The sequence below is a fragment of the Acinetobacter sp. YH12116 genome (assembly GCF_013418895.1).
GTDB lineage: Bacteria > Pseudomonadota > Gammaproteobacteria > Pseudomonadales > Moraxellaceae > Acinetobacter > Acinetobacter indicus.
The window spans coordinates 123,202-149,438 of the sequence record NZ_VPBE01000002.1; the positions used below are offsets into that span (position 1 = coordinate 123,202).

Sequence of the window (26,237 nt, forward strand, 5' to 3'; positions counted from 1 at the left end):
ATTTATCGTGTGATGAAAGGCCAATTTCAGGCAATGTGGGCCAAAGACGTTTACATAGCTTTTTTGGACGTTTGCAACTGTTCTCTGTGGCTTGTTTGCTGAAATATATAGATAAGTTAAGCAGGATGGAAGTGCAGGCAATGAATGCTCCGCTACAGCTCACAGAACAACAACAGCAATTTTTACTTGGAAAATCCGGTCTGGCTTTAGATAAAAAACGTTATTTATGGCTGATTAGCCCATTTTTACCGGTTTTGGGTATTGGGATTCTGGCCGGTTACCAGTTTGCACCGAAACCATTTAAAACTGTATTTGCTCTAGGTGGACCACTGTTAATTCATGTGATTATTCCCAGCATTGATACTCTGGTTGGTAAAGATGAGCACAATCCAAGCCCGGAAGAGGTCAAGCTCTTGGAGCAGGACCCGTATTATTCCCGTCTGGTAAAAAGTTTTATTCCTTTGCAGTATATCGCCAATATTTATGCGGCCTATCTGGTCTCACGTAAAGAGACTTCGCTGCTGGATAAAATTTTTCTGGGTGCGTCGATGGGACTGGTTAATGGGGTGGCGATTAATACTGCACATGAACTGAGCCATAAATCCTCCAAACTGGAGCATTATCTGTCGCATCTGGCGCTGGTGCCGTCGGGTTATAACCATTTCCGGATTGAACATCCGTATGGGCATCATAAACGCGCTGCAACCCCAGAAGATCCGGCGTCTTCCCGTATGGGCGAAACCTTTTATGAGTTCTGGCCACGTACGGTGAAAGGCTCGTTTAAATCGGCAATTGAAATTGAAACCCAGCGTTTAAAACGCAAAGGCAAGAATTTCTGGTCCAAAGACAATGAATTGCTACAAGGTTGGGGCATGAGTGCGCTGTTTCATGCCGGAATGCTGGCCAGCTTTGGGAAAGGCATTGTGCCGTATTTAAGCACGCAGGCCTTTTATGCCATCAGCCTGTTTGAACTGGTCAATTATATTGAGCATTATGGCTTGCTTCGACAAAAAGATGCGCAGGGCAAATATGAGCGTACCCAGCCGGAACATAGCTGGAACAACAATAATATTGTCACCAATCTGTTTTTATATCAGTTACAGCGTCATTCCGATCATCATGCCTATCCGACCCGTCCATTTCAGGCCTTGCGACATTTTGATGAAGCGCCTGAATTGCCAAGCGGTTATGCCAGTATGTTGCTGCCGGCGCTGATTCCACCGCTATGGTTTAAAATGATGGATAAACGCGTGTTCAAGCATTATAAAGGTGATTTAAACAAAGCCAATATCCAGCCGAAACGCCGTTTAAGCCTGTTTAAAAAGTTCGGCCTGAAGGCAGATTAAGTATAGAAAAATCCATTCGACTGTTTTAGTCAGCCCTATGGTGAGTAGGGCTTTTTTGTACGCAGGCGGTTGATGTTACCCAGATTCATGTTCATTTAACGCTCTTTTCCATCCAGATTTCACAGGCATGACTATGACCGGTCTGGCCTTGTGGGGCAGACAAATGTACAAAACCGAGCTTTTCATAGAGTTTCACTGCCTGCCACAGTGATGCTGTGGTTTCCAGATAGCAGGACTGAAAACCGGCCTGCTGGGCAAAGTCAAAAGCGTGTTCCAGAATCTGTTTGGCAAATCCGTAGCCACGTACTGCTGGCAGAAAATACATTTTCTGGATTTCCAGGCGGCTTGGATCACCCTGCAAAGGCGCAGCACCGCCACCACCAAAAATGTCGCCTTGATTATTGGTAACGACCCAATACTGTGCGTGTGGCTGTGAATACACCGCATATAAATCATCGACCGCAGCATCGGCCACGGCAAAACCGGATTCCGGCGCCAGTCCAAATTCTTTGGAAACCTCACGAATAATACGGGCCAGTGCAGGATTATCTTGGGCTTGAATCGGGCGTAAAAAATACATAAGCGCAGTGCTAAAAGATAAAGAGATGAATTTTATCACTAAATATTCATCTCTTGAGCAGATTTGAGGTACATCTATTGGACTTTAAATGTCGCTTGATGCTGTACTCGGTATCTTATTTAAGTTCACTGGAACTTTTGCCCAGTTCACGTCGGGCAATAATCAGTTGCTGAATTTGCTGGGTGCCTTCAAAAATATCCAGGATTTTGGAATCGCGCGCCCATTTTTCCAGCAGTTCATCTTCGTTATAGCCCACAGCGGCGGCCAGTTCTACACACTTCAGGGTAATTTCATTCCCGACACGGCCAGCTTTGGCTTTGGCAATTGAGGCTTCTTTGGAATTAGGCTGCTTGTTATCGGCCATCCAGGCAGCTTTAAGCATTAATAAACGCGCTGCTTCCCATTCGGCTTCCATGCGATAAATCTGCGCGGCTATCTGGGAGCTGTGTAAATAGGTGGTCTGATAATGCTCATCTAGCTCATGTTTAAAAATCTGCTTGATCCGTTCCAGGGATGCTTTGGCACAGCCAATGGCCATGGCCGCGACCAAAGGACGGGTGTTGTCAAAGGTTTCCATCACCCCGGCAAAGCCTTTGGAGACATCAATCTCGGCATTGCCAAGTAGGTTGCTGGCCGGCACCCGGCAATCGACAAAGCTGATGGCTGCAGTATCCGAGGCTTTAATCCCGAGTTTATGTTCCAGTCGTTCTACGGTCATGCCGGGTGTACCTTTCGGTACCACAAAAGACTTGATGGCCGCACGGCCAAGCTTTTTATCCAGTGTGGCCCAGACCACCACGGCATCGGCGCGTTCACCCGAGGTCACAAAGATTTTCTCGCCATTCAGAATATAATCATCGCCATCTGCGACCGCTGTGGTGCGAATTGCCGCTGAATCGGAGCCGCAGCCGGGTTCGGTAATGGCCATGGCGGCCCAGGTGTCGTGAAAACGCTGTAACTGTTCGTCATTGGCCACTGCGGCAATGGCAGAGTTCCCCAGTCCCTGACGCGGCATACTCAGCAACAGGCCGGTATCGCCATAACACATTTCGACAATACTTAAAGCGGTGGACATATTGACGCCGTTTTTATTGCCACTGGCGGTATCACCGCGTTTATTCACTGCAGCGCCGGCGTTCATGCCATCACCACCGGCATTCATGCCATCGACCACTGAGGCTAGCATATCCAGTTCTTTCGGGTAGGCATGTTCTGCCTTGTCGTATTTACGTGAAATTGGACGCAGGACATTTAGGGCGACTTCATGTGCCTGATCAATCAGCAGTTTAAATTTTTTCGGGTTCTGTAAATTCATGGGCTGTTCCTTATTTTTATGGTTATTTAGGCATGCAGGCCAGACTGGACAATCGCGGTCGCGCGCAGATCACGATACCAGCGCTCGACCGGATGTTCTTTGGTAAAGCCGTGACCGCCCAGAATCTGCACGCCATTTGTGCCAATTTGCATGGATTTTTCTGCACATAATAAGCGTGCCAGATAGGCTTCCCGATGAAAGTCCTGTCCAGCTTCGGCCAGACTGGCAGCATTCAGCACTAGCATGCGCATCGCATCAATTTCAATCGCCATATCGGCAATCATAAAAGCCACACTTTGACGATGTGAGATGGGCTCGCCAAAGGCCGTGCGCTGGTTGGCATAGTCAATACAATAGGCTTTCACGGCTTCGCAGCACCCAACCGCCATGGCACACCAGACTAAATTACCCAAATCAATAAAAGCACTATAGTCAAAATCATCATCGCCCAGACGTTCGGCTGGGGTATGCTGAAAACTGAGGGTGACTGTTTCTGTGGCCTTCAGCCCCATTGCCGGGCTTTTTTGTGCACGAATGCTGCTGTCGCGTTTCACCACAAATACTTCTGGCTGGCCATTGAATTCAGCACTTACCAGATACAAGTCCGCCGTTTCACCCAGCATTACCAGAGTTTTTTCACCCTGAATCCAGTACTGGCCCTGGCTAAAAGTGGCTTGTGTATTTAAACGCAGCGGATCAAAAGCCGGTGTAGCTTCCTGCACGGCAAAGCTGGCGCGCAGTTCCGAATCTTCTGCAAAACTGGTCAGATAACGTGACTGGATGCTTTCAGAACCCCAGCGGATCAGGGCATTGATTACCCCAAAGGTCGATAATAAACCTGCGGTCAGGCTGAAATCACCCCGGGCCAAATGCTCGGCCATCAGAATATTAGTGACAATATTCTGCTCGCTGGCCACGCCACCCAAAGCCTCCGGCAGTGCATAATCATTCAGGCCCAAATCCTGACTGTGTCGCCATAACACTTCGGGAAACTGTTCCAGATGATCGGCCTGATGCGCCAGTGGATAAAGCACCTCTGTGGCAAACTGCTGCATGGTATCTACCGTCATTTGCTGTTCTTCGCTCAGGCTTAAATCAAACAGGGATTTTTGCTGATGGGGTAAACGCTGTCTGGGTACATCATCGTGCTTTTGAAAAGCTTTCTGGGTCACGCTTAAGGTTTTAAAGCCGGCTTTGGCCCCCTGATATAAAGATTTTTCTACAAATTTACGCAGTTTGAGCTGGTCTAAAACCTCGCTGCTGGCAAGCCGAGTGAGCAGCGACAGTCCAAATCCTTGGGCCTTGTTTACCATATTGGTCATTGTTGTTGTTCCATCATGCGGGTGATTATTTTTATGCTGACACGCGGCTGTTTAAAAAACCATGTCAGAACTGACATACTCAATTGTCAAAGATAAACGGTTGTTGTAAGATGAAACAGGAATCTAAATAGTTGCTTCTGTTTATATTTTTAATTTTTGGAAAGAGCGGGGAAGGGAGAGGATTGACCCGAATGACATTAGCTGCATTCGGGTCGGGTGTGGCTTTACTGGAATTTTTTGATCATGTCGCGCACATTGGTTTTGGCATCAATCACGGTCATAAAGGTATAAGCCCCAATAAATTTACGGCTAATAAACATAAACTCTTTCGGCGGAACACTGAAATAACGTGAAGCCATGGATTTAGAGGCCTGTTGCATCACCCGGCTATGCAGCTGGCTTTTTTTCCAGTCATAACGATGCTGATCATCCATCACACCGGCTGGTAAATCCGGGTTGTTTTCAGGACTGCTAAAGGCTTCGGTGGCCAGTAAAAAGACTTTGGCCATATCCGGCTTAATGCTTTGCGGAATGGAGTCAAAAAACTCATAACCGGTCATGGCTTTCACCATCATCTCCGCGTCATGCTGATAGCCGGCCTGAATCAGGTTACGTGCGACCGAGAGCAGGTTGTCATCAAACTGGCGAATGGCACCGAAATCCAGCAGCACAATTTTATCCTGTACATCTGCGCCATTGCCCAGACGTACTAGATAGTTACCGAAGTTTGGGTCGGTCTGCATTTCGCCCCATTCAAAAATTTCCCGCACAGCCACTTCTAAAGAGGCTTCACCAAGCAGGTTACGACGTTCTTGTGGTAAAGACAGCATCACCGGACTGTTGATTGGTACGCCACGTTCAAAGGTCATGCACAGCACCTGATCGGTACAGTAATCTTCAATAATGGTTGGAACGATATAGCGCGGGTCCTGCTTTAAACGCTCGGCAAAACGGCGTGTGGTGGCTGCCTCAATCCGATAATTGACCTCGCGGTGCATCATTTCGCGGACTTCATCAAACCACTGATCAAATTCGCGGGTTTGCGGCACCATGCGGGTCAGTTTCAGCATGTTTTTAAACAGACTCATATCCGAATCAATGGCATCGGCCACACCCGGATACTGGATTTTTAATACCAGTTCCATACCATCAGATTTACGGGTGGCGCGGTGTACCTGAGCTAAAGAGGCAGTACCTAAAGGCTCATGGTCAATGGTGAGATCATTAAGTTTGGAACCTAACTGGTCCTGTAACTGGGTTTTAATCGCAGGCCAGGCCAGGGCAACAGTCTGGTTATTCAGGGTATTCAGGGCTTGGGTGATTTCTTCAGGCAGGAAATGTTCGCCGTAAAGCGCCATCATCTGGCCAATTTTAACGATAGAGCCTTTCAGTTTGCCAATTTCTGCGACCAGATAATCGGCCTGTTCTTTCATGGCTTTTTTGCGTTTCTTTTCTTTTTCTTCTTCACTGGAAAAGATTGAACCGGCGCTGGAGGCGGCCCAACGTGTCCCGGCCAGCAACGATGCCTTCGCGATCGATAAGCGTCGATCCATAGAGGAAGTTTTCAATTGTTTAAGCTTATCGTTCTGATCTGACATGTAAATTTAATCCTTCAATCAGCAATTCGCAGAAAGGTCATAGTTTAACGAATATTAACGGGTCTTAACGTATTAAAAAAGTTCAAGTTGCTGAATGTCGAGTTAAGTTTTGCATTCTCTATGAAATAGCCTAAGCAAAATCTATAAAGATGCAATTTCGCTCACTCACATCCGGAATTTAATCTTGAGGGTACTTTTTTGTTGCAGCATCTGCTTGTTTTCATCAATGTATTTTAAAATCAGGCTTTGTACCGATTCATGCAGAAAACCATGCGCATAGCCTTTGACAATAATAATGCTGGGCAGGTTAAAGAACAGATATTTGGCATCATCCAAAGTCGCATCCTGAAAAATGCCGCGTTCCACCAGCATCTGCTGTAAAAACTGTTTTTCCTGCAAGACACGCGGTGAATCGTTGTCATTCCAGTAGTTTTGACGCATGGCCAGCAGGTTATTGTGTTTGTAACTCATATCAACAGGTTCACGGGAGTCTCATAGTCAATATAAGGTCTATTTTTGCAGATTCAATCGCAAAATGGCAGGAAATTGTGAAGATCTGGAAATTCTATCCTGTTCATCGCTATAGGTTTTTTGCTTGAAGTTCAGTAATATGCTTTACATAAATTAAAACAAAGATGATCGCTGTGTTTGGCAGCAAGGGGAATATGATGCGTTTAGCATTCATCGGGGGAATGGCCTGGGCGCTGCTGGCGGGTTCGGCCTATGCGCAGGAAAGTTATTCAAAACAGTATATTCAATGTAGCAATCATGCTTATGGGCAAACATCGGTCTTGCAAAAATGTGTCAATAAAGAACTGAAACAGCAGCAAAAACGCTTAAAGAAAAGCTATAAGTCTTACTATCGGGCCAGTGGGGCACATCAGGCCAATATTACCCAGCAACATGCGCTGTGGGAGCAGCGTTTAAAGCAGCAATGCTATCGGGGCATGAACGGTGATGTTGCCAAATTGCAGCAATCGCGTTGTACGCTGGCACAGGTGATTGATCAGGCCAATTATTATCAGAGCAAATTTATTGCCCGTTAATCCTGTACTTACCATTTCAGGGCTTTATTCCAAATCTGGCTAAGGCCGTAAAAGTTGAGATCAATTTATCAGATTGAAATCCGGCTTTTACGCACAGAGACATTATAAAAGCGCACAAAACAAGGTATCATAAGGCGTTTTAAAAAATTGACTCTGGAGAGACCTTAGGTGGATCGACCGACTATTAGCCCTGAACATTTGCAGGAAGCCGCTGAAACATTAGTCACCATTCGTGATTTTATCCGTTTTGGTGTAACAGCATTACGTCAATATGATGCACATCTAGGTCAAGGTACAGAAGATTATTTTGCTGAAAGTTCCGCGTTGGTATTACAAACCCTGTCGCTGGACTGGAATGCCGATGCAGAAATTCTGGATGCCAAATTACTGCCGAGCGAAAAGCAGGAATTTTTAAGTCTGCTGGAGCGTCGTATTAATGAACGCACGCCAACCTCTTATCTGCTCAATCTGGCCTATTTCTATGGCAAGCCGTTTTATGTCGATGAGCGTGTACTGATTCCACGTTCGCCAATTGCTGAACTTATCGAAAACCGTTTTGCGCCATATTGTCTGGATGAAAATGGCCAGATGGGTGAAGCCAATAATAACTTGCCAGCCAACCCAAATCCGCAAATGCCACGTCGTATTCTGGATATGTGTACCGGTTCAGGCTGTATCGCAATTGCATTGGCTTATGCTTTCCCGGATGCAGAAGTGGATGCGACCGATATTTCTAAAGATGCTTTAGAAGTTGCGGCCATTAACACCGAACATCACAACATGCAGTATCAGGTGGCGCTGCTTGAGTCGGATTTGTTCTCTAAAATTCCAGCAGAAAATCAGTATGATCTGATTGTATCGAATCCACCATATGTCGATGCCGAAGACATGGCCGACCTGCCAGATGAATTCCGTCATGAGCCAGAGCTGGCGTTGGCTGCCGGTCAGGATGGTCTGGACTTGGTGCGTAAAATGCTGGCCCAAGCCGCAGACTATTTAACCGAAGATGGTCTGATTGTGATTGAAGTCGGTAACTCTGAATGGGCCATGAAACAGAACTTTAATACCGTCGATTTCCACTGGCTACAATTCCAGAAAGGTGGTTCAGGCATTTTTGCCCTAACCGCAGCACAGTGCCGTCAATACCGCGATTTATTCATTCAATCTGTTAATTCATAAAGGAGTCGTTGCACATGGCAGGTAATAGTATTGGACAACTCTTCCGTGTCACGACTTGTGGTGAATCGCATGGTGTAGGCCTGATGGCCATTGTTGATGGTGTACCGCCGGGCCTGGAACTGACTGAAGCCGATTTACAGCACGATTTGGACCGCCGTAAGCCGGGGACTTCCAAATTTGCAACCCAGCGTAAAGAGCCGGATCAGGTTGAAATTATTTCTGGGGTATTTGAAGGTAAAACCACCGGTACCCCAATTGGCTTGCTGATTCGCAATACCGACCAGAAATCCAAGGATTATGGCAACATTGCCCAGACTTTCCGTCCGGGTCATGCCGACTATACTTATACGCAAAAGTACGGTTTCCGTGATTATCGTGGTGGTGGTCGTTCCAGTGCCCGTGAAACTGCGATGCGTGTAGCTGCCGGTGCGATTGCCAAAAAATATCTGGCAGAAAAATTCGGGATTCTGATTCGTGGTCATGTGACCCAAATTGGTACAGAAAAAGCGGAAAAGCTGGACTGGAATGAAGTGCCGAATAACCCGTTTTTCTGTGGCGATGCCGATGCTGTGCCACGTTTTGAAGCGTTGGTGACTTCATTACGTGAACAAGGCACCAGCTGTGGCGCCAAACTGGAAATTCTGGCCGAAAAAGTGCCTGTGGGCTGGGGCGAGCCGGTATTTGACCGTTTAGATGCCGATATTGCCCATGCCATGATGTCGATTAACGCGGTTAAAGGCGTAGAAATTGGCGATGGTTTTGCCGTGGCGGAACAGTTCGGTCATGAAACCCGTGATGAACTGACCACACAAGGCTTCCTGGCCAATCATGCTGGCGGTATTTTGGGTGGTATTTCCAGTGGTCAAACCATTCGTGTGGCGATTGCGCTTAAACCAACGGCGTCTATTACCACACCGGGTAAAACCATTACCATTGACCGTGAAGATACCGATGTACTGACCAAAGGCCGTCACGATCCATGTGTGGGTGTGCGTGCTGCACCAATTGCGGAAGCGATGCTGGCGATTGTGCTGATGGATCATTTCTTACGTCACCGTGCACAAAATGCCGATGTGGTGGCGCCATTTGCACCGATTGAGCCTTAATTATCCCAGATTAAAGAAGCCGGACTGAATGTCCGGCTTTTTTTATGGCGATAGGTTGTATCAGTTTGAAATTTCCTAAGAAAATACCACGATCAATGAGATAAATACAGAAGTTGATTGAGCTTGAATCTAAATATTGGTTGCTTTATCACCACCTTAAATTAAGCATCCATATAGACATCAATTCAGATATAAATAAAAAGCGGGGTTGGATAAAAATAGATTTTAATTTTTAAAAGAGATCGGGCTGATCTTTTTTAAAGGATGTGGGAAATCATCTTGTGATGAAATTGTGCTGATCCCATTTTGTATCAGAATGGATCTCCCAGAAATTAAAAAGCTCCCCGAAGGGAGCTTGTTTCATCAAGAAAAGAACCAGGTGTAATAGCCCCAGATCATTAATGGCCAGGCCACAAATGGACTAAACAGCCATTTCCACAGCCAGAAACGTGGGACAAAACCAACACCATGGATAAATCCGCCGGAAATGCCAATCATTATATACATCATGGCACTGTGGCTGTAATTGCCATCGGCATCCAACATGGCAGCTGGATGAAGTAATAACACGGCTGCCAATGGAAAGGCCAATAAGCAAGAAATGACCATCGCAAGTTTATTCGGTTTTTTTTCGATTACTGGAGTTTCCATTACAACCTCTGTCATGACTTATTCCTCATCCAGGTCTTGATGATGCTCGATATAGAGCGCACTCAGTACACCTGCAAAACAGGCCATCAAAATACCGAGAATCCAAGCAAAATACCACATAATCTTTACTCCTTTAGCGCATAGCCTTAGTACAGGCTATGCGAATTCTCTTTGATGTGTTTGTTGGTAATCACGCCCCACATCTTGTAGTAACACCAGGTGGTGTACAGCAAAATGATTGGCACAAAAATACAGGCTGCAACAGTCATTACCGTTAAAGTATTTTGACTAGATACCGCATCCCACATGGTCAAGCTAGATACAGGATCTATGCTCGATGGCATCAGGAATGGGAACAGGGCAAAACCTGCAGTCAGAATCGCACCTGTTACTGCCAGTGCAGAACCAGTGAAGCTTAAACCTGCTTTACCTTTAGAGGCTGCCAGAATCACAATGATACCGCCAAGAATACCCATAATTGGTGCAATCATGGTGATCGGGTAAGCCGAGTAGTTGTTCATCCAGCCCGGGTTGGCATTGGTCATCACTTCTTTGGCTAACGGGTTTGCAACGCTACCGGTGTCATATGGTGTAACCAGGGTATAACCTTGGATGCCACCAAAGTATAACCATGCACCTGCCAGCAGGAAGCAGACCAGGAACACGATACCGCTGATTTTGGTGGCTTTGGCAGAACGCTCGCGTAAAGCACCATCGGTACGTAACATTAACCATGCACCACCATGCGCACACAGCATGGCCAGACTCACGATACCGCAGACCAAAGCAAACGGGTTAAGCAGGGCAAAGAAGCTGCCGGTGTAGTTGGATCGTACAGTCTCATCCAGTTCAAAAGGTACACCTAAGAACATGTTACCGAACGCTACGCCAAATACCAGCGCAGGTACTGCACCACCGATACATAGACCCCAGTCCCAGGCAGTACGCCATTTAGTGTTTTCCAGCTTGGAGCGGTAGTCAAAGCCGACCGGACGCAGGAATAGCGCAAACAGGACTAAAAGCAGCGCCCAGTACATGCCCGAGAAGGCAGTTGCATACACCATTGGCCATGCAGCAAATAGTGCACCACCAGCAGTAATGAACCAGACCTGGTTACCGTCCCAGTGTGGGGCAATCGTGTTGATTGCCGCACGACGTTCTTCATCATTTTTTCCAACGAATGGCATGATCGCCATAGAGCCCATATCGAAACCATCGGTGAGGGCGAAACCGATGAGCAGTACGCCCACCAGTACCCACCAGATGATTTTGAGTAATTCATATTCGATCATGCTTGAGTCTCCTCAGATGCTTTTTTGGCAGCTTCCAATTTTTCGAAATGGTATTTGCCGGTATGTAACGAGCTTGGACCAAGACGAGAGAATTTAATCATCAGGTACATTTCAATGATCAGCAGTACGGTATAGAACGATGCTAATGCAATGATTGAACCCCATACATCGCCAGTACTTAAGCTAGATGCAGAGAGATATGTTGGTAGAACTTCACCAATAGTCCAAGGTTGACGACCTACTTCAGCCACATACCAGCCAGTTTGTGCAGCAATCCATGGCAATGGTAGGGCAATCAGGGCGAATTTTAATAACCAAGGTTTGTTTTCTGCATTACGTTTTGCTACAGCCAGTGTTGCCAGAACGAACAGGAGTAGCATTAAGAAGCCAGAAGCCACCATGGCACGGAAGGCCCAGAACAAGCTTGGAACGTGTGGAATAGTGTCTGCTGCAGCAAGTTTGATTTGCTCATCAGTCGCATCTACCACGTTAGGTGTATATTTTTTCAGTAACAGGCCATAACCTAGGTCTTTTTGAGATTCATCAAATGCCGCTTTGAGTTCTGGTGAGCTGTCACCTGCACGCAGTTGTTCAAGTTGCTGATAAGCCACCATACCGTTACGGATACGCACTTCATGCTGGGCAATCAGGTCTTTGATCCCGGTCACTTCTTCAGTGGTTGAACGTGTGGCAATCAGACCCATCACATACGGAATTTTAATCGCGTAATCGGTAGTCTGGGTTTCCTGATTTGGAATACCAAACAGGGTAAATGCAGCCGGTGCGGGGTGAGTTTCCCATTCTGCTTCAATCGCAGCCAGTTTGGTTTTTTGGACATCGCCCAGTTCATAACCAGACTCATCACCTAGTAAGATTACAGACAGGGTAGATGCCAGACCGAAGATAGCCGCAATCGCGAAAGAACGACGCGCAAATGGCAGGTCACGTTTTTTCAGCAGGTAGTAGCTCGAAATCGCCAGAACGAAAATCGCACCTGTAACATAACCGGCAGAAACGGTATGGACGAATTTAACCTGTGCCACCGGGTTGAAAATTAGCGCACCGAAATCAATCATTTCCATACGCATGGTTTCATAGTTAAACGCAGAGCCGACCGGGTTTTGCATCCAGCCGTTAGCCACCAGAATCCACAGTGCCGACATGTTTGAGCCCAAGGCCACCAGCCAGGTTACACACAAGTGCTGTACCTTGGACAGACGATCCCAGCCGAAGAAGAACAGACCAATAAAGGTCGATTCAAGGAAGAAAGCCATCAAGCCTTCAATGGCCAGCGGAGCACCAAAAATATCACCCACGTAGTGCGAGTAATACGCCCAGTTTGTACCGAACTGGAACTCCATGGTCAGGCCGGTAGTTACCCCTAAAGCAAAGTTAATACCGAACAGTTTTCCCCAGAATTTGGTCATGTCCTTATAAATTTCTTTGCCGGAAATCACATAGGTGGTTTCCATAATGGCCAGAATAAAAGCAAGACCAAGTGTCAGTGGAACAAAAATAAAATGATACATCGCGGTCATTGCGAACTGGAACCGCGAGAGATCGACCACGCTTTCAGAAATCATCAACGTGTCTCCTTGATTTGGGAAGGATTGCTGGCAATACGCTCAGCAACTTGAGAGTCAAAATTTTCAGGAATGGTAGGGGCATCGAACCAGATATTTTTAATCGCCATTAAAATAACAACCTTAATTATTAAAATGGCTGCTATTTCTCGGGTTACGCGACGGTTCAAATCTTTCGGGACTAAGCTCATAGAAACAAGCCTGTTTTTTAAACTGTGTCTTATATTATTAAACAAAATAATACAAAAAATAAATAGTCTGCACAGTTAAAATAAAAATATATTGTTTATGTATTAAAATACAGTAGCTTATAAAAAGTTTTTTTAATTTTTAATCAAAAATATTCCGGTTAAAAACCTGACTAAAACGCTTGTATTTATAATAATGATTATTCTGACTAAAATGGTGTGAATTAAAATTTAATTCTGACTAAAATAGTTATATTTAAAAATTTTGACGATTTTATTAAAAATTCCAGCTTTTAATTTTTAACTTTTATTCAATAATCGGGTGTTAAAAAATGGCTGTAAGGGTTGAGGTGTAAGCATTTGCACAGAAAACAGTCAAGCACCAAAATGAAGCAATTTGTAGCAAATATGCACAATGAAGTACGATAAAAGTGCAGTAAGCAGCAACACGGAAAATTTTTTAGTCTTCAACGTGGAGGGCAGAGTGAACAACTACAACGAACAACCATAGAGATAGTCATAATGCACAGAACAGCTGATCTTGAGGCCAAGAGAAAGTGAATCGAGCAGCTTAAACGGAAAGAACGAATGTACACGGCAAGGAAGAAGGGAAAGCTGCGAGATACACGGCGTTGTAGCTTTATCTTGGACAAAGTAAGGATGGAATTGCTGCTGAAAGAGGAGCGAGCTTAAATCAGCTGCTACTTTCGCCATAGAACAGATTGTTCGAGGCGGAAATTTTCTTGGCAATGTAATAGGATTTTTTTTGCCGGATTAAAATCACTTGCGCCTGAAATTCTAGTTCACCAAATTCCGGCTCGACCTGCACGTAATGCAGCTGGCCGTATTCATCACGAACCCGGGCCTGAGCCGAAAAACCGGGACGGGCATTGCCACTGGAAATGGTGGCCAGTCGGCCCAGCAAATTGACATGCTGAATGGTTTTTTGTGGTTTAATCACCTGATCCAGACAGTGAATCATAAACACGGTAAAAAACAGGGCAATGATAAGCGCTGGTAAAATCAGATAATACGATGGAACAAAACTTTGCTGCTGTGAATAGAGCGCAAACTGCAGGAAATAGCCTGCAACACTAAAATTCAGGAGCAGAAACACGAAAATCAGCAGTTTGGAGAATTTAACATTGAGTAAGGGCGAGTCTAGCAGCCGCTGCGGAAACAGCTGCTTGAATATCGCGCTGGGCTTGAGATTAAAATAATGCCCCACAATTTCCGCCAGGCTGAGCAAGACAAGTGCAATCAGACTTAAATGAAAAGGAATTAAGTCGATGTCTAATACAAACTCAAGCATGGCGTAACCTGCAGATGGGGCTTAAAATTATTCTGTTAAGTAAATTCCGCCATCAGAATGCACGGTAATCTTTACTTTTTCAAGTGCTTGACCTTGGCATGGGCCAGAAATACATTCCCCGGTTTCAACCACAAACAGCGCACCGTGGGTCGAACATTCAATAAATTCCTGATCCCGGTCTAAAAACTGGTTTTCCAGAAATTCAAGCTCAACCTGCAAATGCGGGCACAGGTTCTGATAGGCATAGAACATGCCATCACGTTGGGTAATAAAAATGGTATCGCCATCTGGAAGCTCGAACGAGCGTGCTTCACGTTCAGGGATATCTTCGGTCATGCAGATTTTATGCATTAGGCACATTCCTTGTTATAGCTCTGAAGAAGGGTTGCGTACTGTTCAACCTCTAGACGTGGACCAAATTGTGACACCACTTCACTGGAAATTAAAATGGCCAGCTCGGCAGCGGCTTTAAAGCCAAGGTTGGCATTTAAGGCATACAGGAACGCACCGGCAAAAGCATCACCCGCACCATTGGCATCAATGGCATGTACCTGACGGCCTGCAACGCTAAAGGTATGTTGACCATCAAAAATCATTGCGCCTTGTGCACTCATTGTAATGACAACGTATTTGCTTTTTTGTTTTAGCTGTTCCAAAGCGGCCTCAGCCGTGTCGGTACCGGTATACATCATGGCTTCCTGCTGGTTACAGAACAGCAGGTCCACGCCATCATCGAGTAATTCATCCAAACCTTGACGTGCATATTGCACCATCGCCGGGTCAGATAAGGTTAAGGCAATTTGGGTCTGGTGAGCTTTGGCAATTTCACGTGCCTGTTTTACCGCCTGACGGGCGCTGTCCGAAGTCGATAAATAACCTTCGATATACAGCCATTTCGCGGTTTTTAAGGGTTCAAAGTCAATTTGTGCATCGGTGAGTTCTGCAGTAATACCCAAATAGGTATGCATGGTGCGCTCAGAATCCGGGCTGACTAATACCATACAGGTTCCGGTTACGCCTTCACTGACCGATTTTGCGGTGGTGCGAATGCCCGCATCATTCAGGCCGTTCAGGTAAATTTCACCCAAGTTATCATTGCCCACGCGGCAGGCATAAAAGGCAGAACCGCCCAATGCGCTAAAGGCAACTGTTGTATTTGCAGCCGAACCGCCTGAAGCTTGACCTTTATAGCTTTGCGTTTGCTGTAAGTTGTTGTATAAATTTGCTTGGGTTTCGCCATCGGTCAGCTGCATGGTGCCTTTTTGCAAATTTTGTTGAGTAAGGAAGTCATCAGAGACTTGAAATTCCTGGTCAATGAGTGCATTACCAATTGCAAAGAGGTCAACAGTTGCCATGTCGTTCAATCACATCAAAAAATAAATGCTAAGTTTACACCAATGCTCAGGATTGCTGTAGATTTGTGAATAAAATTCATTTTTTAGACGGTTTTATTCATTGAGGAAAGTTAGTAAAGCAGATCAGGATAGTGAAATGAATATCGAGATAAAAGAAGCGCAAGGATTACCAGAGCAAATTGTCGAGCTTGAAAAACAGGCATCGAAAGAGGGTTTTGCTTTTGTACAGCGTTTAATTGATGAGTATCAGAGTGCCAAGAATCGTTTCGATCAGCCTGGGGAGTTTTTACTTTTTGCTTATGATCAGGACAAGCTGATTGCCTGTGGCGGCCTGAACCAGCAGTGGAATGATCAGGAAGTGGAACAGGGAATTGGCCGGGTGCGCCGTTTCTATGTATTGCCTGAATATCGTAAACATGGCGTGGGCAAGCTGTTATTGCAATACTTAGAGAAAAAGGCACGTCCTCATTTTTCGGCCCTATGTCTGGATACCGAAACCAAATCTGCGGCGCATTTTTACCAGAAGCAGAATTATGTCTATGTCGAAAACCATCCCAATTATAATTATTTTAAATATTTGGTTTAAACGGCAGCATGAGCTTCGGACTGGGGTTTGAAAATTGCCAGGGTTGCAAATTTCTATAATTTTAGTCGGGATTTAAGCGTGAATTATATCAAGAACTAAAGCTATAATGGCTTTAGTTTTTTTATTTTGATGATTAGGAGATCGCATGACTGTAGATGTCACTGAAACCATTTCTCAAACCGTTCATCCTGCGTTTCAGTTGGTACGTCAACACCATGTTGAAGCCTTAGACATTTTAGTGTCTGAATATAAGCATCGGGTTACCGGTGCGGTGCATTATCATTTGGCCACCAATCATGATGAAAATGTATTTCTGGTGGCATTTCGTACCCAGCCCATGGATTCCAAGGGCGAAGCGCATATTCTGGAACATACTGCACTGTGTGGCTCTGAAAAATTCCCGGTACGCGACCCGTTTTTCCTGATGATTCGCCGTTCATTAAACACCTTTATGAACGCCTTTACCGCAGCCGACTGGACGGCCTATCCATTTGCCACCCAAAACCAGAAAGATTTCCAGAACCTGCTGGAGGTGTATCTGGATGCAGCCTTTGCAGCCAACCTGAATCCACTGGATTTTGCCCAGGAAGGGATTCGTATCGAGCTGGAAAATGGTGAGCCTGTATATAAAGGCGTGGTCTTTAATGAAATGAAAGGCGCGATGAGTTCGCCTTCAGATCAGCTGTATCACCAGTTGGCACATCATTTGTTCCCGGAAACCACCTACCATTACAATTCCGGTGGTGACCCGAAAGATATTCCAGACTTAACTTACCAAGAGTTAGTGGATTTCTATAAATCCCATTATCACCCAAGTAATGCGGTATTTATGACTTTTGGTAATCAGTCAGCGTATGACTTGCAAGAACAGTTCCAGAGCTTGGCTTTAGCCAAGTTTGAACAAGGCGAAACCCTGTATTCAAAACCTGAGCGCCGTTTGGCTGCGCCAGTGACCGTAACTGAAAGCTATGCGGTCGATGCTGAAGATTTAAAAGACAAAACTTACCATGTTCTAAGCTGGTTATTGCCAGAAGCCAGTGATATTAAACTGCGTTTGGGCATGCGTCTGGTCGAAGGTGTGTTACTGGAAAACTCGGCTTCACCACTGCGTCATTATTTAGAAACCTGTGGTTATGCGCAATCAACCGGGCCATTTATGGGCGTGGATGATTCCAACTTTGAAATGACTTTCTTCTGTGCCATTCAAGGTTCTAATCCTGAGCATGCAGCAACCTTTAAAGAGGGCGTCTTCAAGGTACTGCAAGAAGTGGCGTCTAAACCGGTCGACAGCGATACCGTCAATGCCATTTTACACCAGATCGAGCTGCATCAGCGTGAAATTAACGGCGATGGTATGCCATACGGTTTAAGCCTGATTCTAAACGGCTTGAGCAGCGCGATTCACCATAGTGATCCGGTGCATGTCTGGGATGTTGACAGTGCCATTGAACAGGTTAAAGAAGAACTGAAAGATCCAATGTGGCTGTCTCAGTTGATTCAGCAGCACTTGATTGGTAATCCGCATCGCGTCCAAATGACCCTGGTCCCAGATGCCAGCAAATCAGCCAAAGATGCCGAAGCTGAAAAAGCCCGTCTGGCTGAAATTGGTGCGCAGCTGACCGAAGCACAAAAAGCAGAAATTATCGCCCAGACCGAAGCGCTAAAAGTGCGTCAGGATACCCCGGATGATTTAAACCTGCTGCCAAAAGTCGGCCTCGAAGATGTGCCGGCAGAATTGCAAATTGTACAAGGGCAGCTACGTGAGATTATCTGCAACCGCATTGATACACCATTAAACCTGTATCATGCCGGTACCAACGGTATTTATTACCAGCAGGTCTTGGTGCGTATTCCCGATGAGATCGTGAAATCGCCTTATTTTAATCTGCTGTCGATTTTAATGGGTGAAGTCGGTGCCGGTGAATATGATTATCTGGAACTGCAACAGCTGCAAACTGCAGTGAGTGGCGGTCTGGGTATGGGGGCATCCTTACGCTCTAAGGTCGATGACAAAAACCGGATTAGTGCCTGGCTGACCTTAACCACCAAATCACTGGTGAATAATTTTGATGCCATCCGCCTGCTAAAAATTGCCTTTGAGCAACTGCGTTTTGATGAAAAAGACCGGATTATCGAGCTATTACAGCAACGTAAAACGCGCTGGCAGTCCCGGGTATCGGGTGCAGGACATAGCTATGCCATGCAGGCCGCTTCACGTAACCACAGTGCTTTAGCGCTGCGTGACTATCACAATACTGGTCTGGGTGCATTGAACTGGTTAAGCGAGCTGGTCAGCAAAATTGAACAGGATGATGCTGCTTTTGATGCGCTGATGGATGAGCTTAAGCTGATTCACAGTATGTTGCTGCAAGCGCCAAAACAGTTCCTGCTGGTCTGTGAAGAGCCACAATCAGACCGTTTGATTGAAGAAATCCAGACCGTGTGGGACAAGCTGGCAATTGAACCGCACGAGGCAGCTTTAACTCAAGTGCCTGTTGAAAATAACAATGCAGATGAAGCCTGGCTGATTCAGGCCAATGTACAGTTCTGTGCGGCAGCGTATCCTGCGGTGGAAGTATCGCATCCAGATGCAGCACCATTGATGGTCTTGGCGGCGTATTTGCGCAATGGCTTCCTGCACAGTGCCATCCGTGAAAAAGGCGGCGCCTATGGTGGCGGTGCCAGCTATGATGGCAATGCCTGCTCGTTCCGTTTCTATAGCTACCGTGACCCGCGTCTGGCTGAAACCTTTAAGGATTTTGACGCCAGTGTGGACTGGTTGCTGAATACCGAGCAGTTACCGCATCAGCTGGAAGAAGCCATTCTAGGTTTGATTGCCAGCATGGATAAACCAGGCTCTCCAGCCGGTGAAGCAATTACCGCATGTTATGCCTTATTGCATGCGCGCACCCCGGCCTTTAGAACCAAACTGCGTGAGCGTTTACTGGCGGTTACTTTAGATGATCTGAAACGTGTGGCCGACGTTTATTTACGTCAGCAAACCCCGGTGAAATCGGTGGTGGCACCGGTGGCGAAACGTGAAGCGCTGCAGGAGCTGGGTTTCCAGATCAAACAAGTCAATTAAAAAAACAATAGAGGAAGTTCTATGGCGTTCAATCCTGTTGAGCGCACAAGCTGGTCGCTGAGTGTTACTGCACTCAGCGCTTTGTTTGTGACACATGTACAGGCGCTGGAAGCAACGGTGGTCACCATTCCGCCGACACCGGAGGCCTGTGTGGCGCTGGAGTCCAATGCCGAGCGTTTAGCCTGTTATGATGCTTTATTCAAGTTGCCGGAAGCGGAAAAGGCAGATCTGGTTTCCGAGCGTCAGGCAGCGCAGCAATTGGCCCCTCCACCAGAAACCGTTAAAGAAAAAATTGTAGCCGGGGTGAACAACCTGTTTTCACTGGAAGGCTCACATATTGATCCGAACGTGTCGTTGCTGGATAAGCGCTGGGAACTGGCACCTGAAAGCAAGCTGGGCACCTGGAATATTCGGGCCTATCAACCGGTGTATCTGATGCCGGGCTTCTGGACCTCCGATAAAAACGAACGTCCATCCAGTCCCAATGAAAACAATACCGTTACTGAAGCGCAGCAGCAGAACCTGACATCAACCGAGGCCAAATTCCAGTTGTCACTAAAAACCAAAGCGGTTGAAAACCTGCTGGGCGATAATGGCGATCTCTGGCTCGGTTATACCCAGTCCTCACGCTGGCAGGTTTATAATGGTGAAGAATCACGCCCATTTCGTGAAACCAATTATGAACCTGAAGCCAGTTTAATGTTCAGAACCAATTATGAGATTCTGGGCTTGAATGGGCGCTTGTTAGGCCTGACCTTGAACCATCAGTCCAATGGCCGTTCCGATCCGCTGTCACGTAGCTGGAACCGGGTCATTTTGAATCTGGGCTTTGAAAAGAACAATTTCGCGCTGATGTTGCGTCCGTGGTATCGCATTGAAGAAGACCGCAGTGATGACAACAACCCGGACATTAAAAACTATATTGGCCGTGGCGATATGCTGGCATTCTACCGCTGGAAAGATCATGATTTCTCGCTGATGTTACGGCATAGCCTAAAAGGCGGTGATGATGCGCATGGCGCCGCCCAGTTTGACTGGGTATTCCCGATTAGCGGCAAATTAAGAGGGCATTTCCAGCTGTTTGATGGCTATGGAGAAAGCCTGATTGATTATAACCACCGCGCGACCTATGTCGGGCTAGGTGTATCGTTAATGAACTGGTTCTAAATTCATGCACCAGCAAAAAGCCACTGTGAACAGTGGCTTTTTTATTTTCAGTTGATAACGGAACTCGCGCATCAACCAATCTGAATATCGGTGGTGGGATGTTGCAGGCGGCTGCGTTTTGGGGTAGCAATTAAATAGGCCAGGGTCAGTGGGCCTAAACGGCCGGCAAACATCAGCAGCATTAAGGCCACCAGACTTAATGGTTGTAATTCCCCGGTAATCCCGCGAGATAAACCTACGGTACAGGCCGCAGAAACCGCCTCAAACAGCAAGTCCATAAACTCATGTTCAGGTTCCAGCAGCAACAGGCTGAAAATCCCGGCAAAGACTAAAAATGCAGTAATTGACACCACAGCCAAGGCTTTAAAGGTGGTTTTTTCTGGCACTGAATAATGAAACACCCGCACTTCATCGGCGCGTCTTAAAAAGCTGATCACGCTTAATACCACAATAATAAAGGTGCCGACTTTAATGCCACCGGCGGTACTTAAAGAGCCTCCGCCAATAAACATTAGGAACATGGTCAGTAAATTGGAAGCATCACTCATGCTGGCAATATCCAGACTGTTAAAGCCGGAAGAACGGGGTACGGTAGCATGGAACCAGGCATTCCAGGCCTGATCGGTCAGGCTCATGGCGGCCAGCGTCGCAGGGTTACTGGCTTCGAGTAACCAGATGGTGATAAAGGCAAACAGGTTTAAACCCAGAATGGTGGAGAGGATCAGCTTGCTGTTGGCGCTGAGTTTATGCCAGCGCCGGGTTTTTTTAATGTCCATCAGCACCACAAAGCCCACACCGCCAATAATGTAAAGCATGCTGATGGTAAAGGTAATCAGGTACTGGTCGGCAAAGCTCATTAAACTGTTGGGAAATAATGAAAATCCGCCATTATTGAAAGCCGAGACACTGTAAAAGGCGGCATAGAAAAAGGCTTCCAGAAAATCATAATCCTGCAGCCAGGCCAAGGTCAGAATAAAGGTGCCGATGCCTTCAAAAAACAGCGAATAGAGTAATACGCCTTTGATGGTAAAGCCTACCGTCGCCAGACTGGTCTGACCGATGGTTTCCTGGGCCATCATCTGCTGTTTTAAGCCAATTTTCGGTGACAGGCTCATGGCGGCCAGAATTGCGAAAGTCATAAAGCCCAGCCCGCCACATTGCAGCAACAGCATAATCACAATCTGGCCAAATACGGTATAGGCCTCGCCGACATTGACCACCGACAAGCCGGTAATGGTCACCGCAGAGGTGGCAGTAAATAAAGCCTGTAACCAGCTCAGGTCCCCCTCATGGGCAAAGGGCAGTTTAAGCAATAGAGTGCCGATCACAATAAAGCTTAAAAATCCCAGTACGAGCAGACTCGGCGGGCTTAAATTGACCGTGGTTGCTGTGCTGGGCTTCGCCGTATTTTTATAGGCAGTCTTATTCTTCGTCATGTGGTTCATGGCTATTTAAAATGCTTGGATAAGCGTTTCAGCTGTTCAACCTGGCCTTCAAGCACCAGAATATCGCCTTGCTGCATAATTAACTGCGGATCGAGGCTGAACTGAATCTCGCTGCCGCGTTTATGCAGCAGGGTTTTCACTTCTGGCGCATGACCGATAAACTCATGATAGCGCGTACCGTTTAAGGCTTCAGTGACTTCCACTTTGACAATAAAGTGGTCATCTTCCAGCGCCATATAGCGGCTGACCATCGGATAACTCAGTGACTGGGCAATGCGGACACCCATATCTTCTTCCGGATGAATAATTTTGCTGACCTGCAGATGGGTCAGAATCATGTGGTGGGCTTTGGACTTGGCTTTGACATAAATTTTTTCCAGCCCCATATTTTTCAGATGCAGCACACATAAAATACTGGCTTCAATATCTTCACCAATGGCCACCACCACCGCATCACAGTTCTGGATATTCAGCTCTTGTAGCACGTGTTCGTCGGTGGCATCGGCAATCACGGCATGGGTAATTTCCTCGGCAATATTTTCCACATACTTTTTATTAATATCGATGCCAATCACATCATGTTTCAGGCTGACCAGTTGCGTGGCAACGGTGGCACCAAAACTGCCTAAGCCAATGACTGCAAATTGCGCCATAGTGTGTTCCTAATTACATTTTTATGGTTAGCGTGAATATAAATTTATTTTAAAGATCAGGTGGATATTTACATCATTTTTCTTAGGGTGTTTGTGTAAACCAATAAAAAACCGCCAGCAAATGGCGGTTTTTTAAACTGGATTTTATTTCAGGAAGCGCTGATAACCTAAGTTATTGCTAATTTCCGCATATGGATAGCTAATGCTTTCCAGGGTTTCAATCAGCCCGTCCGGGTTCTGTTTGGCATCGCTGGCTTCCAGACCAACCAGCACACGGCCTTCGGCGGCGCCGTGGTTACGGTAATGGAACAGGGTGATGTTATGGGTCGGGCCTAAACGCTCCAGGAAGGTCAGCAGGGCGCCTGGACGCTCCGGAAATTCCACCCGGAACAGACGTTCATTTTCAATATCGGCATGACCGCCAATTAAATAGCGGATGTGCAGCTTAGCCACTTCATCATCAGACAGATCATCAACATCATATTGCACTTTCAAGGCCTCAAAGATGTCATGACGTTCTTTTTCACCGCCTTTTAAGCTAATGCCGACAAAGACCTGTGCGGCCGATGCATCACTGGCACGATAGTTAAACTCGGTAATATTACGGCCTTGCAGGGCGCGGCAGAAGTTCAGGAAGGAACCTTTCTGCTCTGGAATGGTGACTGCAAAAATCGCTTCTTTGCGTTCGCCCAGTTCAGTACGCTCGGCGATATAACGCAGGCGGTCAAAGTTCATGTTCGCGCCGCAAACAATCGACACGATATTTTTACCAATCAGCTCATGCTGCTCGACATATTTTTTGATGCCGGCCAGCGCCATAGCACCTGATGGTTCTACAATGCTGCGGTTTTCATCAAAAGTATCTTTAATTGCAGCGCAGATTTCATCGGTATTCACCAGCACCACATCCGGTTCGACAATCGGGCCAGAGTTATCTGATTTTTGCAGACGAATCACATCAAAGGGTTTTTCACCAATCTGTGCCACGGCGGTCCCATCGGCAAATAGACCGACCGAAGGCAGAACAATACGTTCACCAGCTTCTAAGGCTGCTTTCAGACAGGCCGATTCATCATATTCCACTGGAATGACTTTGACGTGCGGAGCGACATCACCCAAGTACGCTGCTACACCGGCAATCAGGCCACCGCCACCTACGGCAACAAAGACATAATCGACATCGCGCCATTGGCGTAAAATTTCATTGGCGATGGTGCCTTGGCCGGCCATGACCAGTTCATCATCATAAGGTGGAATGAAGGTCATGCCATCATCCTGGGCACGCTGAATGGCATATTTGTTGGCTACATCAAACGAATCGCCGTGTAGTACTACTTCGCCACCTAAACGTTTTACCGCCTGTACTTTAATATCTGGCGTGGTTTTAGGCATCACGATAATGGCACGAATCCCCAGTTTTTTTCCTGAAAGAGCCACGCCTTGAGCATGGTTGCCGGCTGAAGCTGTGATCACGCCACGTTCTAACTGCGCTTTAGGTAGTTGGCTAATACGGTTATAGGCACCGCGTAGTTTGAAAGAAAAGACCGGTTGTAAATCTTCCCGCTTGAAGCGGATGTTGTTATTCAGTCGTTCACTAATTCGTGGCGCTGCTTCGAGTGGGGTTTCGATTGCAACATCGTAGACTGTTGCTTGTAAAATTTGTCGAACCAAACGAGACAGCATGTTAATCTTCCATCTAACAGTTTAAAATAGGGGTTTATTGTAACAAACCCCTGTACATTTGGGCTGTAAAATCAGCATCAAATGTCAAAAAATAGTTGAGCGAAGTCATGAGTCTGTATGCAACCCAAGATGAGAAGAAACAAGCTGCGGCAAAAGCAGCCTTAAAACATTTGCCTAAAGGCGGGATTCTGGGTGTAGGCACAGGCAGTACCGTCAATTTCCTCATCGATTTATTGCCTGAATTGCAATTGGAAGCGGCTGTAGCCAGTTCTGAAGCAACGGCAGAGCGCCTGAAAAAGCTGGGTATTGAAGTTGTGGATATGAACAGCGTGGGCGGTTTAGATGCCTATGTCGATGGCGCAGATGAAATTGACCGTCATATGCACATGATTAAAGGTGGCGGTGCGGCGTTAACCCGTGAAAAAATTGTCGCGTCGATTGCGAAAAAATTTGTTTGTATCGTCGATGATTCAAAATGGGTTGAACAGTTGGGCCGTGAATTCCCGCTACCGGTTGAAGTAATTCCAATGGCGCGTTCTGCTGTGGCACGCAAGTTGGTCGCACTTGGGGGTGATCCGGCGTACCGTGAAGGTGTGGTAACCGATAACGGCAATGTGATTTTAGATATTTATAACCTGAATATCTTAAATGCACTGGAACTGGAAAAAACCATCAATGATATTCCGGGTGTGGTGTGTAACGGTATTTTTGCTTTAAACAAAGCTGATATTGCTATTGTTGCAACCAATAACGGTATTGAAGAGCGTACTGCAATTTAAACTTAACAGCTTTAAGAGTTAATCTCCCCAAACCCCTCTTTTTTAAAGAGGGGGCTTTTCTCCCTCCTTGATTAACGGAGGGTCGGGGAGGACTCTCTAAAAAGAACAATAATGACATTATCTGACCTTCCTGAAATTCAAATCACCCGCAACGTCCGTGCGACACGACTGCGTTTACGTGTCGCTGGTCAGCAGATTAAAGTTACGGCGCCTGTTTTTTGTAGCAATCGCCAAATCCAGAAATTTATTGCCGATGCCGAAGGCTGGCTGTTAAAAACCTGGCAAGCGCAACAGGCCCAGTTGCAACAGATTGATCAGAGCCTGCCTGCTGAATTACAACTGTTTAATCTCAATACGCCTATTCAGATTGGTTATCAGAGCCAGAAACAGAATTTTATCTGGGATGAATCTGCTTTACAGCTGTGGATTAGTGATCGGCATCCTGAAGCTTATTTAAAAACTTTTATTATTGCCTATGCCAAGCAGCATTTGCCGCTGTATTTAAAACAGTTGAGTCTGGATACTGGGCTGAACTTTAACGGCTGTAATATCCGCCAGCCGAAAACCCGTTGGGGCAGTTGCTCGGCCCGCCACGATATTATGCTGAATAGTGCGCTGGTATTAATGCCAGAAGCGATTTGTCGTTATGTCTGTGTGCATGAGTTGGCGCATACCCGCCATTTTGATCATAGCCCGCGCTTTTGGGCAGAGGTGGCGCGGCATGATCCTGAGTTTCAGCAGCATCGACAATTTTTAAAACGCTTTCAGTTGCCGTATTGGTGGTTGGGGTGAGGGTGCCGGGTCATCCTTGTTGAACTCACCCATTCCTCGTTCATTTTCTTGAAAAATCAGTACTCTGATCGATCCAATAGATACATAAGACAAAAAACCATCAATACCGAGTAAAAAGGTTTAGAAAGCACAAACTTCCTGTCATACTACTGCTTTATTGAACATAGCACACTT

General features: G+C 46.3%; 25 protein-coding genes. 9 read left to right on the plus strand and 16 right to left on the minus strand.

Annotated features, from left to right (window positions below; all coding sequences use genetic code 11):
• Positions 1-140: 140 nt before the first annotated feature.
• Positions 141-1,346, plus strand: coding sequence for an alkane 1-monooxygenase (locus FTU54_RS01960; protein ID WP_168381374.1), 1,206 nt, complete (start codon positions 141-143; stop codon positions 1,344-1,346).
• A 91-nt stretch (positions 1,347-1,437) separates the two neighbouring features.
• Here FTU54_RS01960 and FTU54_RS01965 read toward each other — a convergent pair whose 3' ends face one another.
• The 5 genes from FTU54_RS01965 to FTU54_RS01985 form a co-directional block, all read right to left on the minus strand.
• Entirely contained in the window at positions 1,438-1,926 is a 489-nt protein-coding gene (locus FTU54_RS01965; RefSeq protein WP_104513276.1) for a GNAT family N-acetyltransferase, read from the minus strand.
• Positions 1,927-2,041: 115 nt separating this feature from the next.
• A complete protein-coding gene (locus tag FTU54_RS01970) occupies positions 2,042-3,241 on the minus strand; it encodes an acyl-CoA dehydrogenase family protein (protein WP_180045874.1) in 1,200 nt (399 codons plus the stop codon).
• A 26-nt stretch (positions 3,242-3,267) separates the two neighbouring features.
• Positions 3,268-4,563, minus strand: a complete 1,296-nt coding sequence (locus FTU54_RS01975) for an acyl-CoA dehydrogenase family protein (protein WP_180045872.1) — start codon at positions 4,561-4,563, stop codon at positions 3,268-3,270.
• A 224-nt stretch (positions 4,564-4,787) separates the two neighbouring features.
• Complete coding sequence (locus FTU54_RS01980; RefSeq protein ID WP_005177645.1) at positions 4,788-6,161, minus strand: AarF/ABC1/UbiB kinase family protein; 1,374 nt, start codon at positions 6,159-6,161, stop codon at positions 4,788-4,790.
• Positions 6,162-6,326: 165 nt separating this feature from the next.
• The gene (locus FTU54_RS01985) at positions 6,327-6,632 is read right to left on the minus strand and encodes a hypothetical protein (protein ID WP_005177647.1); all 306 of its coding nucleotides are present in this window, start codon (positions 6,630-6,632) and stop codon (positions 6,327-6,329) included.
• Between the two features lie 197 nt (positions 6,633-6,829).
• Here FTU54_RS01985 and FTU54_RS01990 point away from each other — a divergent pair, with 197 nt between their 5' ends.
• From FTU54_RS01990 to aroC, 3 genes are all read left to right on the plus strand, one after another.
• Positions 6,830-7,207, plus strand: coding sequence for a lysozyme inhibitor LprI family protein (locus FTU54_RS01990; RefSeq protein ID WP_257223312.1), 378 nt, complete (start codon positions 6,830-6,832; stop codon positions 7,205-7,207).
• A 168-nt stretch (positions 7,208-7,375) separates the two neighbouring features.
• Positions 7,376-8,386, plus strand: coding sequence for a 50S ribosomal protein L3 N(5)-glutamine methyltransferase (gene prmB, locus FTU54_RS01995; protein WP_045795711.1), 1,011 nt, complete (start codon positions 7,376-7,378; stop codon positions 8,384-8,386).
• 14 nt (positions 8,387-8,400) lie between these two features.
• On the plus strand, positions 8,401-9,492 hold the full coding sequence (aroC, locus tag FTU54_RS02000; protein WP_016658184.1) for a chorismate synthase: 1,092 nt from the start codon (positions 8,401-8,403) through the stop codon (positions 9,490-9,492).
• A gap of 363 nt (positions 9,493-9,855) precedes the next feature.
• Here aroC and FTU54_RS02005 read toward each other — a convergent pair whose 3' ends face one another.
• The 8 genes from FTU54_RS02005 to FTU54_RS02040 all read right to left on the minus strand — a co-directional run bounded on the left by FTU54_RS02005 (position 9,856) and on the right by FTU54_RS02040 (position 15,873).
• Entirely contained in the window at positions 9,856-10,158 is a 303-nt protein-coding gene (locus FTU54_RS02005; protein ID WP_005177656.1) for a cyd operon YbgE family protein, read from the minus strand.
• A 3-nt stretch (positions 10,159-10,161) separates the two neighbouring features.
• The gene (gene cydX / locus FTU54_RS02010; RefSeq protein WP_002120988.1) at positions 10,162-10,263 is read right to left on the minus strand and encodes a cytochrome bd-I oxidase subunit CydX; all 102 of its coding nucleotides are present in this window, start codon (positions 10,261-10,263) and stop codon (positions 10,162-10,164) included.
• A gap of 26 nt (positions 10,264-10,289) precedes the next feature.
• A complete protein-coding gene (cydB, locus tag FTU54_RS02015) occupies positions 10,290-11,435 on the minus strand; it encodes a cytochrome d ubiquinol oxidase subunit II (RefSeq protein ID WP_160241340.1) in 1,146 nt (381 codons plus the stop codon).
• Positions 11,432-13,018 carry a cytochrome ubiquinol oxidase subunit I gene (locus FTU54_RS02020; RefSeq protein WP_127799519.1) on the minus strand — a complete coding sequence of 529 codons (1,587 nt, stop codon included), beginning with the start codon at positions 13,016-13,018 and terminating at the stop codon, positions 11,432-11,434. Before FTU54_RS02020 ends, cydB begins: the two co-directional genes overlap by 4 nt.
• Positions 13,018-13,209 (minus strand): cytochrome oxidase putative small subunit CydP, encoded by a 192-nt coding sequence (cydP, locus tag FTU54_RS02025; protein ID WP_005177663.1) that lies wholly within the window; start codon positions 13,207-13,209, stop codon positions 13,018-13,020. The genes FTU54_RS02020 and cydP overlap by 1 nt, the downstream gene beginning before the upstream one ends.
• Before the next feature lie 691 nt (positions 13,210-13,900).
• Entirely contained in the window at positions 13,901-14,518 is a 618-nt protein-coding gene (locus tag FTU54_RS02030) for an OB-fold-containig protein (protein ID WP_104489428.1), read from the minus strand.
• Between the two features lie 27 nt (positions 14,519-14,545).
• Positions 14,546-14,854, minus strand: coding sequence for a Rieske (2Fe-2S) protein (locus FTU54_RS02035; RefSeq protein WP_180045899.1), 309 nt, complete (start codon positions 14,852-14,854; stop codon positions 14,546-14,548).
• 14 nt (positions 14,855-14,868) lie between these two features.
• A complete protein-coding gene (locus tag FTU54_RS02040; protein WP_160243235.1) occupies positions 14,869-15,873 on the minus strand; it encodes an adenosine kinase in 1,005 nt (334 codons plus the stop codon).
• A gap of 136 nt (positions 15,874-16,009) precedes the next feature.
• Here FTU54_RS02040 and FTU54_RS02045 point away from each other — a divergent pair, with 136 nt between their 5' ends.
• The 3 genes from FTU54_RS02045 to FTU54_RS02055 all read left to right on the plus strand — a co-directional run bounded on the left by FTU54_RS02045 (position 16,010) and on the right by FTU54_RS02055 (position 20,711).
• The gene (locus FTU54_RS02045) at positions 16,010-16,459 is read left to right on the plus strand and encodes a GNAT family N-acetyltransferase (protein WP_005177673.1); all 450 of its coding nucleotides are present in this window, start codon (positions 16,010-16,012) and stop codon (positions 16,457-16,459) included.
• 145 nt (positions 16,460-16,604) lie between these two features.
• Positions 16,605-19,544, plus strand: a complete 2,940-nt coding sequence (locus FTU54_RS02050) for an insulinase family protein (protein WP_180045868.1) — start codon at positions 16,605-16,607, stop codon at positions 19,542-19,544.
• A gap of 21 nt (positions 19,545-19,565) precedes the next feature.
• Positions 19,566-20,711: a phospholipase A gene (locus FTU54_RS02055; RefSeq protein WP_005177679.1), complete on the plus strand. Its 1,146-nt coding sequence runs from the start codon at positions 19,566-19,568 to the stop codon at positions 20,709-20,711.
• Between the two features lie 71 nt (positions 20,712-20,782).
• Here FTU54_RS02055 and FTU54_RS02060 read toward each other — a convergent pair whose 3' ends face one another.
• The 3 genes from FTU54_RS02060 to ilvA all read right to left on the minus strand — a co-directional run bounded on the left by FTU54_RS02060 (position 20,783) and on the right by ilvA (position 24,492).
• Complete coding sequence (locus FTU54_RS02060) at positions 20,783-22,147, minus strand: TrkH family potassium uptake protein (protein WP_180074353.1); 1,365 nt, start codon at positions 22,145-22,147, stop codon at positions 20,783-20,785.
• A gap of 11 nt (positions 22,148-22,158) precedes the next feature.
• A complete protein-coding gene (locus FTU54_RS02065; RefSeq protein ID WP_005177682.1) occupies positions 22,159-22,809 on the minus strand; it encodes a TrkA family potassium uptake protein in 651 nt (216 codons plus the stop codon).
• A gap of 144 nt (positions 22,810-22,953) precedes the next feature.
• The gene (ilvA, locus tag FTU54_RS02070) at positions 22,954-24,492 is read right to left on the minus strand and encodes a threonine ammonia-lyase, biosynthetic (RefSeq protein WP_005177685.1); all 1,539 of its coding nucleotides are present in this window, start codon (positions 24,490-24,492) and stop codon (positions 22,954-22,956) included.
• Positions 24,493-24,599: 107 nt separating this feature from the next.
• Here ilvA and rpiA point away from each other — a divergent pair, with 107 nt between their 5' ends.
• Both rpiA and FTU54_RS02080 read left to right on the plus strand, forming a co-directional pair.
• The gene (rpiA, locus tag FTU54_RS02075) at positions 24,600-25,271 is read left to right on the plus strand and encodes a ribose-5-phosphate isomerase RpiA (RefSeq protein WP_168397627.1); all 672 of its coding nucleotides are present in this window, start codon (positions 24,600-24,602) and stop codon (positions 25,269-25,271) included.
• A 111-nt stretch (positions 25,272-25,382) separates the two neighbouring features.
• Positions 25,383-26,063 (plus strand): M48 family metallopeptidase, encoded by a 681-nt coding sequence (locus FTU54_RS02080; protein ID WP_180074355.1) that lies wholly within the window; start codon positions 25,383-25,385, stop codon positions 26,061-26,063.
• Positions 26,064-26,237: the final 174 nt, after the last annotated feature.